Origin of the sequence: Kutzneria chonburiensis, assembly GCF_028622115.1 — a bacterium.
GTDB lineage: Bacteria > Actinomycetota > Actinomycetes > Mycobacteriales > Pseudonocardiaceae > Kutzneria > Kutzneria chonburiensis.
In genome coordinates this window covers 3569280-3583355 of record NZ_CP097263.1, presented here as the reverse complement: position 1 = coordinate 3583355, position 14076 = coordinate 3569280, and the positions used below count along the sequence as shown (strand labels likewise).

Genomic DNA, 14076 nt, shown 5'->3' with positions numbered 1-14076 from the left:
GCTGTCGAGACCTGTGGGCCGATTGCTGTGGGTGAGATGTCAGAGCGCGCCGGCGAGGATGACCAGGCCGAGGCCGATCAGCACGACCGGCAGGATCAGGTGGCCCCAGCGGGACAGCGCCTTCGCCACCAGGGGACGGCCGGCCAGGAACCGGCCGGCGGCGCACCACACGGCGACGCCGACCAGGAACACCACGATGTAGCCGGTCATGCCGCCGATCCCGGCCACGGCGAAGACCGGCACGTAGACGCCGATGTTGTCGCCGCCGTTGGCGCAGGTCACCGCCGCGACCTGCGCGAACCCGACCTTGTTGAACGCCGGGGCGTCGTCGTCGGGGCGGACGATCTTCCAGGCGGCGCGCAGGCCCAGCAGCAGCGGCAGCAGCCCGAGGTAGGGGATGAGTTGCGCCGGCAGCAGTCCGGCGCCGAGCGCGCCCAGGACCGACACGGCCAGGATCGCGCCGAACCCGAGGTACTGGCCGAGCACGATGTGCAGCGCGGCCCGCCGGCTGCCCGCGGCCAGGCCGAAGAACACCGCCAGCACCAGCATGTCGTCGATGTTGGTGACCGCGAACATGCCGACGGCCGCCAGGACCAGGTCCATCCGGCTAGTGCCCGCCGCCGAGTTCGGCCGACATGCGCCTGGTCGTCTCCACCAGGTCGGCGGTGATCGCCTTGAGCTCATCGGCGTCGGTCCGCGACGGCAGGGCCAGCGCCACGGCCAGCGGCAGCGAGGCCGTCAGCACGACCGCGGCCAGCGACGTCACGCCGGGGATCATGGCCTCGCTGGTGTGGGCGAAGCCGTTGTCCAGCACCGTCCGCCTGGCCGTCGCGGCGTCGAAACCGGGCGTGAGCAGGGGAGCGGTCAGCGCGGACGGCAGGTGCGCGAGGAAGACCAGACCGACCGACGACGTGGTCAGGGGCATGGTGGCGCCGATGCGGATGGTGATCGGCAGCGGATGCACGCCGTACTCCCAGCGCACGAGCACCGGCCCGTGATCGCCCCACACCGCGAGGTTGACGGCGTGCGAGGTGCGGTCGCGCAGTTCGGGCAGGTACTCGGAGGCCAGCCCGACCTCGTCCATCCGGCGCAGCGACTCGACGCCCAGCCGCCGTGCGGCCGGCCCGAGGTCGTACAGGCCGGAGCTGCGGGCCTGGGCCACCAGCCCGGCGCGGCTGAGGCTGACCAGGTAGCGGTGGGCCTTGCTGGTCGCCATGTCGGCGCCGGCGGCGATCTGGGACAGGCTCATCGGCCCGCGTCCGCGCTCGATCGCGCCGAGCACGGTCATCGCGATCTCGACGGACTGGATGCCCTGGCGGTCGTCCTCGCCGGATTTCGGTGCCACGCGGCGTAACTATAGGCGGGCCGGTGCCGGCGGTGGCGGAGTTGCGACGTGTCGTGGTTCGGACAGGCCCCGGCCGGTGACAAACCCCGGCCGCTGGCCAATCCTGGGCTGATGCACCGTTTCCTGCGACGAGCAGTGCTCGCGATGGGGCTCACCGTGGCCTTGGCCGTGCCGGCCAACGCGGCGCCGGGTCCCCAAAGTTCATCAGCACAGTGGTTGTCGATGGGGCCGAACGCCAGCGGCGGCTACCTGGCCTTCACGCCGGCGGCGCCGTCCAGACTCTATGTCCTGCCGGACGGCGCGCGGGCGGTGTTCCGCAGCGACGATCACGGCATCACCTGGGCCCCGCCGACTCCGTTCGCCGACGGTGTGAGCGGCAGTCACCTGGCCGCCGATCCCCGTGACGCCAACGTGGTCTACGTGGCGGCCAGCGTTTTGGGCGGCGGCAAGGGATATGTCTACCGCAGCACCGACGGCGCCCGGTCGTTCCATCAGGTCTTCGACGACTCGGCCGACATCTACGACGTCGCCGTGCTGGGGCGCAAGGTCTACGCCGCCGGGGCGTCGGGCGTGTTCGAGAGCCAGGACCGTGGCACGCACTGGACGTTGGTGAAGGGCTCGCCGGCCGGCGCGAAGCGGCTCGTGGTCGACGGCGACGCGCTGTTCGTGGCCACGGACAGCGCCGTGTACAAGGGCACGGTCAAACTCCCGGTGCCCGGCGACATCTTCGTCGAGCACCTCGCCGCGCACGGGCCGCTCGTGGTGGCGTCGCAGGAACGTGACGGCAGCGCGGTGATCTCCATCGACGGCGGCCGGAGTTGGCGGGCGATGACCGGTCCGTGGGGCACCGACTGGGTGAGCTACCTCGGCATCACGCCCGGCGGCGACATCCAGGCGCAGACGTTGGAGCCGTCGCCAGGCCCGAACGCGCGCAAGAACACCTGGGTCAGCCACGACAATGGCCGGCACTGGACGCCCCAGCCCAAGGCGTTGCCGGCCCTGGACCTGTACTCCGACCTCGGCAGCTTCCCGGATCGTCCGAACGAGCTGGTGATCAGCGCCGCCGCCGGCATCTACACCACCACCGACTCGGCACGGTTCCGCCGCATCGGCGTGCCGGCCGTGAGCGTCGGCGCACTGGCGATCTCCGGCTCGTCGCTGATCGCCGGCACGTCCGTGGACAGCTACCGATCGACGTCGTCGATGACTGCGAAACCCCGACGGGCTACCAGGATTGGGGTTGGACCGGCCAGGCCCCGGCGACCATCGGCAACGTCATCGGCGGGGTGGCCGCGTTGCCGGGCAAGGACGTTGCCCGGGTACGCATCGGCTTCTGCCCCGACGCGTGCATCTGGCTGGAACGCTCGCACGACAACGGATCCACCTGGCGGCAGTCGGCCGACGTGGTGCCGGGTTCGTCGCGGTCGATGGCCGTCGATTCCCGTGATCCCGACAAGCTCTACATCGCCACCTACCTCACCGGCGCCAGCCTCTACACCAGCACCGACGGCGGTAAGACCCTATCGCCGCACGCGTATTACGGCGCCGAGGGAGCATGGGCGGTGACCGCCGGCCGCGGCGACGAGGTGTGGATCTCCACGCCCAACGGCCTGTTCCACAGCACCGATGCCGGCGTGACCGCGACCAAGGTCCTCGACGGCAACGTGAAGAACGTCGCCGTGCGGGGCTCGGAAGTCGTTGCGGTGGGGGAGAACCTGGTTCAGCTCAGCATCGACGGCGGCCGGACCTTCGCCCCCGTGCCCAACACCCCCGCCGCCGACTACGACGCCGCCACCTATGCTGCCGACGGTTCGCTCTACCTCGGCTCGCGCACCAGCCTGCTCCGCGGCGACGGCAAGCACTGGACCACGATGCCCGGCCTGCCCGACCGCGACGTCCGCTCGTTGTTGGCGACGCGTGACTGGTTGTTTGTCGGCACGGGCAGCAGCGGTGTCTACCGGCTGCCGCTGAGCTGACTGCCTGCCGCCGGGCCGGCCACGGGCCCGGCGGCGTTGTCCAGCCAACCGAGCTTGCCCACCTGCCACGACAGCTGCATCCGGTTGCGGACATCGGCCCGACGCATGAGGTCCTGCACCCGGCGCTGCACGGTGCGCTGACTGACCTGGAGCTGGGTGGCGATGGACTTGTCGCTGACGCCGCCGATGAGCAGCGACAGGAGCCGTACCTCGTCGGCGGTGAGCGGGCCGCCGTTGCCGTCGATCTGCACGGGAGTGGCGCGGTGCCAATAGGTCTCGAACAGGGCGATGAGCGCGGTGAGCAGGCTGGTGCCCTGGACGAGGGCGGCGGTGGGCTCGCCGTCGGCCTCGTCGCCGAGCGGGCAGAGTGCCACCTGACGGTCGGCGATGGCGAGCCGGACCGGCACCGTGGGCACGGTCCTGGCCTGCTCGCCGGCCTGGATGCCGCTGGCCAAACCCTTGAGGGCGCCGGGTTCCTCGAGCATGGCGGTCTCGTACACCACCTGGTAGCGCACGCCGCGGGCCAACGCCCGGAACTCCTCCTCGTTCTCGGTGGAGGTCATGGCGATGGGGTTGATGCGGCAGAACCACAACATCTCGGTGCGGGCCTCGCGCTGGAGTTGCAGTGCCTGCTGGCGGATCGCCTCGGCGCCGGTGACGACTTCCACCAGCTGCGTGGAATCCCGCCGCCGCACGCCTTTGCGGTACTGCTCGGCCAGTTGTCCGACGGCGGCGCGGGCCCGTTCCAGCTCGGCCTGGCCGTGCACCAGCAGCGGGCCGAGGGCGACATCGGGCGGGGCTGGCACGTACCGGCCGCCGACGCGGCTCACCAAGCCTTTGTCGATCAAGGCCTGGAGCAGGGGATCTAACGTCTGAGCCGTTACGTCCAGCTGGGCGGCGAGCTCCGACGGCACGGCCCGGTGCCCCACCACGACCGCTCGGTACACCCGTTCCTCGGCCGCGGTCAGGCCCAACGCCTCCAACACCCGGCCAGGATAATCACGCCACGGACCGGATCGCGCCGCCGTCCACGCGCAGTGTCGCGCCGCTGACGTAATCGGCGTACGGACTGCACAGGTAGGCCACCGCGCCGGCGATCTCGTCCGGCCGGCCGAAGCGGCCGATGTCGTTGGGCACGAACGACTTCACGGCATTGGCCTCGATCTCGGGCCATTCGGTGCCCCAGTCGTGGCTCGGGGCCAGTCCGATCAAGAGGTCGCGCGTCGCGTCGGCCAGGATTGCGCCTGGCGCAACGACATTCGACGTCACGCCGGTGCCGGCCAACTCGCGGGCCAGTGAGACGGCGAGATTGTGCCGGGCGGCGAGGGTGGCGTTGTAGTGCGGCTGCATGGCCATCGGCTGCATGGCCAGCCCGCCGCCGATCTGCACGACGCGGCCCCAGCCGCGGTCCCGCATGCCCGGGACCAGCCGGTGGATCATGCGGATGCCGCTCACCACATTGACGTTGTACGTGCGCTGCCACAGCTCGGCGCTCGACTCGGGCCAGCCGACGGTGTCGTACGCCCCGGCGTTGTTGACCAGGATGTCGATCTCGCCGGCCGCCGTGGCGACGGCGTCCGCACCGGCGTCGGTCGCCAGATCCCCGATGGCCGCCACGGCCCCGATGTCCTTGGCGACGGCCTCGGTGCGGGTCACGTCGCGACCGTGCACCACTACGTCCGCGCCCTCGGCGGCCAGCAGCCGGGCGATCGCCTCGCCCAGGCCCGAGCTCGACCCCGTGATCAGCGCACGACGGCCCTTCACCTGCAAATCCATGATCACTCCACGATGTATACGCCTGTAGACTTGAGCTTAGTCTACACTCGTAGACATGGTTCATCGACGGGATGCGGCGGCGACGCGGGAGGCGATCCTGCGCGCGGGGGTCGAGGCCTTCACCCGCGCGGGGTACGACGGCGTCGGCGTGCGGGAGATCGCTGCCGCCGCCGGCGTCACGGCGATGCTGGTCAACCGCTACTTCGGCTCCAAGGAGGGGCTGTTCGCCGAGGTCGTGGACGTCTCCGTCACCGAGCGGACCGTGCTGGGCAGCGACCCGCGCACCCTGGCCCACGACATCGCCGCCGCCCTCGTCCGCCGCACCGCCCCCGAGGCCGACACCCTCGACCCGTTCCTGCTGGTCCTACGCTCCGCTGCCAACCCTCGCGCCGCCGAGATCCTGCGCGCCGGCATCGAGAAGCACGTCGAGAAACACGCCCTCGAGGTCTCCGGCGCCGCCCGCCCCGACGTTGCGATCGCCCTGGCGTTGATCAACGGCTTCTGGCTGATGCGCACGGTCATCGGCAGCACGGCCCTGAACGAGGCCGACGACGCCGTCCTCGTCGACACACTCGAACGGCTCTTCCGCATCCTGCTCACCTGAATGCCGGAAAACCATTGTGCATTCGGCACGCGCCACCCTGCCCCCGTCTGGGTGGAAGCCCGATCGGGTGGCTAACGACACGCCCATCGGCGCGCGACTTGTCGGCCGTGACCTCGCCGACCTGGAAATTTCGCTCGCACAACTTTCCCGATCACTACATTCGACACCGCGACTTCCTCGGCGCGCTCACCCCCACCGGCGACCCGGAGGACGACTTCCTGTTCACCCTGGTCGACCGCGGTTTCGGCCTGGTCCCCTGACCCCCGCGAGTCCCGCCCAGCGTCACACCGAAAGCACGAAACGGATTCGGCATTTCGGTGTGACGGTAAGCGGGACTCGCGGGGGTTCGGGGTTATTTGCCGGCGTAGACGGCGAGTTCGCTGACCGCCATCTGGCCGCCGGTCTGCCCGCCGTCGTCGGGGCGGTCGGCGACGACCTTGACGTAGCGGGCGTTGACTGTCTGGTCGAGCTGCACGCCGGTGACGCCGCCGGCCGCGTCGACCCGGCGGGCGACGGTGTAGAAGGTGGAACCGTCGGCCGAGACGTCGATGTGGAACCGGGTGGCGAACTTGTCGGCCGGCATCGTCAGCGCGACCACGTTGAACGACTTCGCCTGCTGGAGATCGACCTGGTACGACCAGCGGTAGCGCTGCGTGGCCTGGGTCCAGGTGTTCACGTCGCCGTCGGTGCCGAGGGCGGGCGTGGAGTTGGGCTGCATCAGGGCCTGCGTTCCGTCGATGAAGTACGCCTGGGCCGGGCGATGGGCTGCCAGGTTGTCGGGCGTGGCGCAGGCGGCGTAGGCCCCGATCTCGCTGATGGCCATCTGGTCGCCGCGCTGGCCCCAGTCGTCCGGCTTGTCGGCGACGACGCGCAGGTAGCGGGCGGTCACCGGGGTGGCGAAGTCGACCGGGACGGAGCCCCAGCCGCTGCCGTGCACGGTGCCGACCGTCGTCCACGCGGCGCCGTCGGTGGAGGCGTCGACGTGGAAGTCGGTGGCGAAGTGCGGCTGCGGCATGCCGACCGTGACGTAGCCGAGGGACTGCGTCTGCTGGAGGTCGACCACGAGTTGCCACCGGAACTGCCCGCTGGCCTGGATGTACGTGGCGGGATTGCCGTCCGTGGCATAGGAGAGCTGCGACTCGGGCTGGAGCTGGGCGGTGCTGCCGTCGAGGAACTGGGCCTGCACGGGCTTGCCGGCGGCCAGGTTCTTCGGCGAGACGCCGGCCGGGGCCGCGGTGAGCGACCTGTACTGCGGCTCAAGGCCGGCGTTGGCGATGAGCGACGCCGGCACGCCGGTGCCGTCGTAGGAGACCTGGTGGTTGTTGGCCAGGGTCAGGTTGGTCGGGTCACCGGCCGGCCAGTCGGGCGTGGTGTGCTCGTAGTAGTTGTCGGTGAAGACGAAGTCCCCGTACGGGTTGTTGGCTTCCTTGCTGCCGCCGAACGAGTTGGTGTCGTTGCCGAACTCGGCGTTGTTGGTCTCGGTGATGTAGTGGCTGCCGCCGTCGGTGTAGATCGAGTGCCCGAAGCCCGCCCCGTTGCGCACCACATTGCCGTCGATGAGCAGGCCGGTCTGGATGGACTGGCCCTCCTCGCCGACCACGTAGATGCCGCCGCCGTCGATGTGCAGCTGCAGGTGGTCGAAGATCAGGTTGTTGACGATCTTGTTGCCGGCCGACTTCGTGTTCGGGTTCCAGCCCCAGCCCCAGTTCGAGCTGATGCCGCTGTAGGGCACGTCGTTGACCTGGTTGTGGCTGATGGTGTCGTACCGCGCGTAGCCCTGGAAGATGCCGACGCCGCCGGTGTACTCGACGGCCACGTGGTGCACCCAGTTGTCGGCGATCGTGTTGTCGGCCGGGATCACGGCGAGGTCAGCGGGATTGGCGTCGGCGCCGTTGCCGATCTCGATGCCGTTGGCCGAGATGTCGGTGAAGGTGTTGCCGGTGACCGACGAGTCGTGCACGTACTGGCCCAGTTGCAGGCCGGCCGCGCCCAGGTGCTGGAAGGTGTTGCCCTGCAACGAAAGGCCCTCGGTGTGGTCGAAGACCACGTTGCCCGGGGTCATGGTCCAGTTGCCGTACGGGCAGGTGCCGGGATTGGTCTGGGAGAACCGGTTGCACGAGCCCTGCCGGTCCCAGGCGTCCGGGCCGGTGAGCCGCATGTTGGCCTGCACCTCGGAGAAGCCGTCCGGCCCGCTGGACTCCGTCCAGCCGCCGTACTGCACGGTGATTCCCTTGAAGCTCAAGCCGCGCAACGGGTTCGACGCCGTGCCGGTGCCATGGACGATCGTCTGGAGGCGCGGGATCTCGACGTCGGCGCTGCGCAGGTCCTGGCCCTCACGCGGCATGTAGTACAGCGTGTGCGACGGCTTGTCCAGGTAGAACTCGCCCGGGTTGTCCAGCAGCTCCCGCGCGTTCTCCACGTAGGACGGTTGGTCGATGTTGACGCCGTACGGCTTCTTGGTCGAGTTGTCGAAGCACGGCTGCTTCATGGTGATGGTGTTGCCGGACACCGAGGCCACGCCGCAGCGCACCTCGGTCCAGCTGACCTCGTACACGAACTCGACGTCGGACGGGTTGTGCCAGCCCTCGATCGTGGTGTTGGAGGTGGTGTAGCCGGTCGAGGTCCGGCTGAAGCCGGTCGGGTTCTGCCCGGAGGCCCGAGTGGCCCGCACGCCGTCCACGTACAGCTGCCGGGTGTCGGTGCCGGCCGGGACGTTGGCCGACCAGACGCCGCCTGCGCCCTGCTTCCAGCCGTTGACCTGCTGGCCGCCGCTGAGCACCGGGTGCGCGCCGGGCGCGGCCTGGTAGCTGACGGTGTGGCCGCCGGTCGCCGAGTCGCCGGCCGCCGCGTCCAGGCTGAACGTCTTGTCCAGCCGGTAGGTGCCGTTGGCCAGGACCACCGTGATGTCGGACGACATCGACGCGGTGGCGTTGCGGACCTTGCCCTGGGCGGTGCGCAGATCGCAGGGATTCTGCTGGCTGCACACCGAGCCGTGGCCGTCCGGCGCCGCGTAGAACGTGGTGCCGGCCGCGGCTGCGGCGTCCGAAGTGGACACGACGACCGTGCCGGCCGCCAACAGCACGGCTAACGCCGCGCCCGTGAAACGATGGTGCATGGACACTCCCGAGACATCGTTGAAACGGTTACTCCTTGGTGGCCCCGGCGAGCATCCCCGACACGAGGGTGCGCTGGGAGAACAGGAACAGCACGAGCACCGGCAGCACCGCGACGATGATGGCCAGTGCCAGCTCGGGGCTGGTGATGTTCAGGCCGGCGCCGGCGACCGGATTGAACGACGGCGTCGACGACAGCAGCTGGTTGAGCCCGACCTGGATCGGGAACGCGTCGCTGCTGGGCAGCACCAGGTAGGGCAGGAAGAAGTTGTTCCAGTTGCCGACGAAGCTGAAGAACGCCACCAGCCCGACCACCGGCGTGGCCAGCGGCAGCGCGATCCGGGTGAAGATCTGCCACTCCGACGCCCCGTCCAGCCGGGCCGCCGACAGCAGCTCGCGCGGCAGGCTGGTGGCGAAGTAGATGTACACCAGGTACACGCCGAACGGGTAGAACGAGAACGGCAGGATGATCGACCACGCGGTGCCGATCAGGTGCACCAGGTTGAGCTCGAGGAACACCGGCAGCACCAGCGCGGCCGACGGCATGATCATGACGATCAGGGTGACCGTGAGCAGCAGCTTGCGTCCCCGGAACCTGGTCAGCGCCAAGGCATAGCCGGCCGGAATGCTGGTGACCAGCGTGACGATCAGCGCGCCGACCGCGTACACCGCCGAGTTGCGCAGCCACACGAACAGCACGCCGTCCTCGAAACTGGTCAGATGCTGCCAGGCCAGGCCGATGTTGGCCAGCGATCCGAACGACAACGGCGACTCGCCGGCCAGCTGCCCGGCCGTCTTCGTCGGCGCCAGCACCAGCCACAGCGCCGGCAGCACGAAGAAAGCCAGCAGCACCAGCAGGATCACCGTCACGACGGTCACGCCGAGAACGCGTCTCATTGCTCATCCACCTTGAACAGGCCCGACCTTGTCACCAGCAGTCCGGCCCCGAGCAGGCCGATCACCAGCAGCACCAGGGAGATCGCGGCGGCCCCGTTGAAGTCGCCGTGCTGGAACGCGTAGGAGTAGGCCAGCTGGTTGGGCGACCAGGTCGGGCTGACCCGGCCCAGCGAGGCCGTCTGCAACAGCTGCGGCTCCACGAACAGCTGCGTGCCGGCGGCGAAGGCCAGGATCACCATGTACACAATCCACTTGCGGATCATCGGGATCTGGATGTGCAGGGCCAGCCGCCACGGGCCGGCGCCGTCCATCCGGGCCGCCTCCAGCACCTCCTGTGGAATGTTGTTCAGCGCCCCGTACATCACCACGATCCAGCCGCCGGCCCCGGTCCAGAACGCGATCAGCGCGAAGATCAGCGACAGCTGGCCGGGGGCGAGCACCTCGGCGAAGGTGTTGAGGCCCAACGACTTCAGCAGCCAGCCGACCGGGCTCACCGACGGGTCCAGCATGAACAGCCACACCAGCACGCTGGCCACACCGGCCAGCGCGCCCGGGATGTAGTACAGGAACCGCAGCGCCGCGGACAGCGGGGCCGGCATGCGGCTGCGCAGCACCACCGCCACGCCGACCGTGAGGATCACGATGAGCAGCAGCCAGAACACCAGGTACACCAGGATGTTGCCGAACGCCGGCCAGAACCGGTAGTCCTGGAGCACCCGGACGAACTGGTTCAGCCCGGTGAACTGCCCGCGCACGTTGGTGAACGCCAGGTACACCGCGTACAGGGTGGGCAGCACGCCGAAGGCCAGCAGCAGCACCACATATCCGCTGACGAACAGCGGCCCGGAGATCCCGGCGGCCCGGACCCGCCGCGCGGTGGCGCGGCGAGCCGGGGCGACCAGTGGAGTGTCCACAGTGGTCACTGCGTGGTCACCGTGTAGCCGACGGACTTGGCCTCGCTGGCGATCTCGTTCTGCCACAGCGGAAGCGTCTCGGTCAGCGTCCTGCCCGCGGTCACCGCCGGCAGCACGACACTGGACCACGCCGTGGCGTCGCTGAACTTCGTGTTGCCCCACCCGGTCCAGACCTCGTCGGCGGCCTGCTGGAACACACCGGACACGTCGGTGGCGAAGTAGTCCTTGTTGGCCGGGTTGGCCAGCCACGCCTTGGCGCCGGGGGAGTAGGCCGGGTAGGTCGGCGCGCCCTTGAGGTTGTCGTCCGACGTGGTCAGCCAGGACGCCAACGCCGTGGCGGCCTTGAGGTTCCTGCTGTGCGAGGAGATCATCCACACGCCACCGCCGACATTGCCGGTGTACGTCTTCGACTCGCCCTGCCACTTCAGCGGGGCCGCGGCGGCCAGCTGCCCGGCCGGCGTCTTGAACGCCGAGTCGAACAGGTACTTGCCGTACCAGGACGGGCCGTAGGCCATCAGCACCTTGCCGGCGTTGTCCTTGGCGAAGCCCTGTCCGAAGAAGCCTTGCTTGGACACGGATCCGGCCTTGACCAGGTCGTCGAGCAGCCAGGCCATCTTGGTGCAGTGCGGGTCCTGGAGGTTGGACCGCAGTGTCTTGGCGTCGGTCAGCTGCTGGGCCGGGCACTGCGCCGACCAGAAGTAGGACTCGTGCGAGTTGGTGTCGCCGATCGCGCCGACCAGGTAGCCGGGGTGCTCCTTGGCCACCTTCTCGCCCAGCGCCTGGTACTCCTCCCAGGTCGTGGGCACCTGGTAGCCGAACTGGTCCAGCAGGGACTTGTTGTACCACAGCACGACCTGGGCGATGTCGTTGCGCAGGCAGTAGGTGTGGCCGTCGAACTGGCACGGCGCAAGGGATCCGGTGGCGAAGTTCTTCAGCGTGTCGGCCGGCACCAGGCCCTCGTCGACCGGGGCCGCGAACGCTTGCGCGCTCGGGCCGGTCGGCTGTGAGGCCCAGGTGACGTCGGTCGGCGACGCGAACACCACGTCCGGCCAGCCGCTGCCGGTCCGGTCGAACAGCTGCACCTTGGTCTGCAGATACGTTGAGCCGTCAGCGGATCCGTCGTAGGTGACGACGTCCATCGGCACGGTCGGATTGGCCTTCTGGTAGGCCTGCACCGAGGGCAGCCGGGTCGAGTCGGCCCAGACGGTGATCTTCGCGGTGGCGTCCTGGGGCTGGGGCGTGAAGCTGGCCGCCGTGGTTTCGGTGGCGGCGTTGGGATCCGCGCTGGCGCAGGCGGCGGCGAGCACGCCGATGGCGAGCACGGCCGTGAGCGCGTGGACGAGGCGGCGCTGGTGTGACGTCATTGTCGGTCCTTCGGGGCGGGGTGGAAAACGATCAGGCGGCGCGCTCCACGTACGGCGACAGGGTGGCGCCGTAGCCGAATTCGGCGGGGAGGGCGATGCCGGGCGAGGTCGGGGCGTGGACGAGCCCCTCGGCGTCCACGTGGCGTTCCCGCCGGACGGACGTCGACGTCACCAGCGACTCGTAGTACGTGGTGTTCGAGATGGCCATGCACAGGTGGTGGTTCGGGATGTCCGAGCCGTGCACCTCCGCGCGCAGCCGGTAGGCGTCGGCCAGGTGCGCGGTGCGCATGGCCCCGGTGATTCCGCCGCGCAACGTGGTGCCGGTGCGGACACCGAACGTGGCGGCCCCGGCGGCGATGAAGTCGCCGGAGTTCATGTGCGCGCCGTCCGAGGTCTCGGCCACCAGTAGCGGCACCCGGACCTGCGTGGCGAGCTGTTTGTACGCCGTGACACTGAATTCGCGCATCGGCTCCTCGTACCAGAGGTAGTCGGCCTCGCTCAGCGCCTGTCCCAGGTACACGGCGTCGGGCAGGTCGAAGCCGGCCGAGCCGTCGTACATCAACGGTACCTCGGGGCCCACATGCTCCCTCAGCGCGAGGCACAGCGCGGCGTCGCGCCGGGCGTCGCCCCAGGCGTGCAGCTTGATGCCGCGATAGCCCAGTTTGAGGCATTGGTCGGCGACGTCGAGGAATTCCTCGGTACTGTCGAAAGTGGACGTTGAGGCGTAGGCCGGGATCGCGTCGCGGTAGCCGCCGAGCACCTGCCACACGGGTTGGCCGTAGAGGCGGCCGGCGAGGTCCCAGAGCGCGATGTCCACCAGCCCCAGGGTGGGCAGCGGGAGCTCGTGGATCCGGTCCAGCTCCCACATCCGGTGCCAGATCCACTCGCGGCGCAACGGATCCTGGCCGACCAGCTCGTCCCGGAACAGCCGGTCCACGAGGTCGTCCAGCAGCACGGCCGCCCCCGGGCGGGCGAACACCGCGACGCCTTCGACGCCGGCGTCCGTGCCGATGCGCAGCACCGCGCCCTCGCCCTTGGCCGGGCTGCCGGCCAGGCCGTCGCGCCAGTGGAACGGCGGATCGGTTGCCGGGACGTGGATCCGGTGCGACTCGACGTGCGTGATCTTCAAGGTCCGTCCAGTGTGGAGTGTCGCGGGCAGGGGCATCGCCACGCCGGGTCCGCGGCGTGGTGCTGGAGTTGTGGCGTCAGTCGAGCTTGAACATCCGGTTGCGGATCTTGCGTTCGAACTGGCGCTGGGTGGTGTCGATGTGGGCGGCCATCAGCTGCACCGCCCGGTCCGGGTCGCCGTCGGCGATGGCCTCGGCGATGGCCAGGTGCTGGCGGCCGGCGACCTCCAGCGAGCCCGGCACGTCGCCGTGGAACAGCAGGGTGTCGGTCTGCGCGGCGAAGCGCCGCACGTTGACCACGTTGGCCTGGAGGAAGATGTTGTCGGCGGCGATGGCCACCGCGTCGTGGAAGTGCTTGTCCGCCTCGGCAAAACCCTGCACGTCCATCGCCGCCCCCGTGCGCAGCGATTCCGCCGCGGTCTCGCGGAGCTTGCGCACCTGGATGGGCGTGGCCAGCGAGGCCGCGCGGCGGGCCGTCTCCGTCTCGACCAGCCGGCGGAAGTCCAGCAGCATCGACACGTGGGCCATGTCCGTCGGCTGGAAGTGGGCCAGCTCCTCGTCGGCCGCCGTCTTGTCGGACGCCGCCACGAAGATCCCCGCGCCGCGTCGGACGTTGAGGCGTCCGATCGCCGCCAGCACCTTCACCGCCTCACGCATCTGGTTGCGGGTCGTGCCCAGCAGTTCGGCCAGGCCCTGTTCGGTCGGCAGCCGGTCGCCCGGGCGCAGGTTCTGCTCCGCGATGTGCTGGAGCAGCCGCTCGGCCACCAGCTCATATCCCGGCCGGTACCGCTCGCCCTGGTTGTCGTCCTGCCGTTCCGCGCTGTCCCCCACCGGCACTCCCTCGTCATGAAGCCGACTCATTGCCGATGAGTATGAACGATCGCCGGCCAGACGCAAGGTCTGCCGGGAATGAGTATGATTAATCCGGAGCGTGACCGCCGGTTCACCCTCCGCCCAGAA

14 protein-coding genes are annotated in these 14076 nt (G+C 69.6%); 4 read left to right on the top strand and 10 right to left on the bottom strand.

The features are described 5' to 3' along the window. Positions 1 to 39: 39 nt before the first annotated feature. Positions 40 to 603, bottom strand: a complete 564-nt coding sequence (locus M3Q35_RS15980; RefSeq protein WP_273942576.1) for a cadmium resistance transporter — start codon at positions 601 to 603, stop codon at positions 40 to 42. A 4-nt stretch (positions 604 to 607) separates the two neighbouring features. Then, entirely contained in the window at positions 608 to 1345 is a 738-nt protein-coding gene (locus M3Q35_RS15975) for an IclR family transcriptional regulator (RefSeq protein ID WP_273942575.1), read from the bottom strand. Between the two features lie 48 nt (positions 1346 to 1393). On the opposite strand from M3Q35_RS15975, the gene M3Q35_RS15970 reads away from it, so the two are divergent. Then, positions 1394 to 2911 (top strand): WD40/YVTN/BNR-like repeat-containing protein, encoded by a 1518-nt coding sequence (locus tag M3Q35_RS15970; RefSeq protein WP_273942574.1) that lies wholly within the window; start codon positions 1394 to 1396, stop codon positions 2909 to 2911. Next, positions 2908 to 3321, top strand: a complete 414-nt coding sequence (locus M3Q35_RS15965; RefSeq protein ID WP_273942573.1) for a beta propeller repeat protein — start codon at positions 2908 to 2910, stop codon at positions 3319 to 3321. Before M3Q35_RS15970 ends, M3Q35_RS15965 begins: the two co-directional genes overlap by 4 nt. Here M3Q35_RS15965 and M3Q35_RS15960 read toward each other — a convergent pair. Continuing rightward, a complete protein-coding gene (locus tag M3Q35_RS15960; protein WP_273942572.1) occupies positions 3300 to 4307 on the bottom strand; it encodes a helix-turn-helix transcriptional regulator in 1008 nt (335 codons plus the stop codon). The genes M3Q35_RS15965 and M3Q35_RS15960 overlap by 22 nt on opposite strands. Before the next feature lie 13 nt (positions 4308 to 4320). Then, the gene (locus M3Q35_RS15955; RefSeq protein WP_273942571.1) at positions 4321 to 5097 is read right to left on the bottom strand and encodes an SDR family NAD(P)-dependent oxidoreductase; all 777 of its coding nucleotides are present in this window, start codon (positions 5095 to 5097) and stop codon (positions 4321 to 4323) included. 55 nt (positions 5098 to 5152) lie between these two features. Here M3Q35_RS15955 and M3Q35_RS15950 point away from each other — a divergent pair, with 55 nt between their 5' ends. Together M3Q35_RS15950 and M3Q35_RS15945 are read left to right on the top strand one after the other, a co-directional pair. Beyond that, complete coding sequence (locus M3Q35_RS15950; RefSeq protein WP_273942570.1) at positions 5153 to 5701, top strand: TetR/AcrR family transcriptional regulator; 549 nt, start codon at positions 5153 to 5155, stop codon at positions 5699 to 5701. A 107-nt stretch (positions 5702 to 5808) separates the two neighbouring features. Continuing rightward, positions 5809 to 5961: a fascin domain-containing protein gene (locus tag M3Q35_RS15945; protein ID WP_273942569.1), complete on the top strand. Its 153-nt coding sequence runs from the start codon at positions 5809 to 5811 to the stop codon at positions 5959 to 5961. A 92-nt stretch (positions 5962 to 6053) separates the two neighbouring features. Here M3Q35_RS15945 and M3Q35_RS15940 read toward each other — a convergent pair whose 3' ends face one another. The 6 genes from M3Q35_RS15940 to M3Q35_RS15915 all read right to left on the bottom strand — a co-directional run bounded on the left by M3Q35_RS15940 (position 6054) and on the right by M3Q35_RS15915 (position 13947). Continuing rightward, complete coding sequence (locus M3Q35_RS15940) at positions 6054 to 8816, bottom strand: discoidin domain-containing protein (RefSeq protein ID WP_273942568.1); 2763 nt, start codon at positions 8814 to 8816, stop codon at positions 6054 to 6056. 28 nt (positions 8817 to 8844) lie between these two features. Next, positions 8845 to 9711 (bottom strand): carbohydrate ABC transporter permease, encoded by an 867-nt coding sequence (locus M3Q35_RS15935; protein WP_273942567.1) that lies wholly within the window; start codon positions 9709 to 9711, stop codon positions 8845 to 8847. Further along, positions 9708 to 10634: a carbohydrate ABC transporter permease gene (locus M3Q35_RS15930; protein ID WP_273942566.1), complete on the bottom strand. Its 927-nt coding sequence runs from the start codon at positions 10632 to 10634 to the stop codon at positions 9708 to 9710. The genes M3Q35_RS15935 and M3Q35_RS15930 overlap by 4 nt, the downstream gene beginning before the upstream one ends. After that, positions 10631 to 11989 (bottom strand): ABC transporter substrate-binding protein, encoded by a 1359-nt coding sequence (locus M3Q35_RS15925; protein WP_273942565.1) that lies wholly within the window; start codon positions 11987 to 11989, stop codon positions 10631 to 10633. The genes M3Q35_RS15930 and M3Q35_RS15925 overlap by 4 nt, the downstream gene beginning before the upstream one ends. 31 nt (positions 11990 to 12020) lie before the next feature. After that, positions 12021 to 13118 (bottom strand): enolase C-terminal domain-like protein, encoded by a 1098-nt coding sequence (locus M3Q35_RS15920; RefSeq protein ID WP_273942564.1) that lies wholly within the window; start codon positions 13116 to 13118, stop codon positions 12021 to 12023. A gap of 76 nt (positions 13119 to 13194) precedes the next feature. Then, complete coding sequence (locus M3Q35_RS15915) at positions 13195 to 13947, bottom strand: FadR/GntR family transcriptional regulator (RefSeq protein WP_273942563.1); 753 nt, start codon at positions 13945 to 13947, stop codon at positions 13195 to 13197. Between the last annotated feature and the right edge of the window lie 129 nt (positions 13948 to 14076).

Bases quoted from the DNA above. Each gene is read 5' to 3' on its own strand.
- M3Q35_RS15950 (WP_273942570.1), top strand. From the start codon at position 5,153: ATGGTTCATCGACGGGATGCGGCGGCGACGCGGGAGGCGATCCTGCGC.
- M3Q35_RS15940 (WP_273942568.1), bottom strand. From the start codon at position 8,816: ATGCACCATCGTTTCACGGGCGCGGCGTTAGCCGTGCTGTTGGCGGCC.
- M3Q35_RS15955 (WP_273942571.1), bottom strand. From the start codon at position 5,097: ATGGATTTGCAGGTGAAGGGCCGTCGTGCGCTGATCACGGGGTCGAGC.
- M3Q35_RS15925 (WP_273942565.1), bottom strand. From the start codon at position 11,989: ATGACGTCACACCAGCGCCGCCTCGTCCACGCGCTCACGGCCGTGCTC.
- M3Q35_RS15935 (WP_273942567.1), bottom strand. From the start codon at position 9,711: ATGAGACGCGTTCTCGGCGTGACCGTCGTGACGGTGATCCTGCTGGTG.
- M3Q35_RS15980 (WP_273942576.1), bottom strand. From the start codon at position 603: ATGGACCTGGTCCTGGCGGCCGTCGGCATGTTCGCGGTCACCAACATC.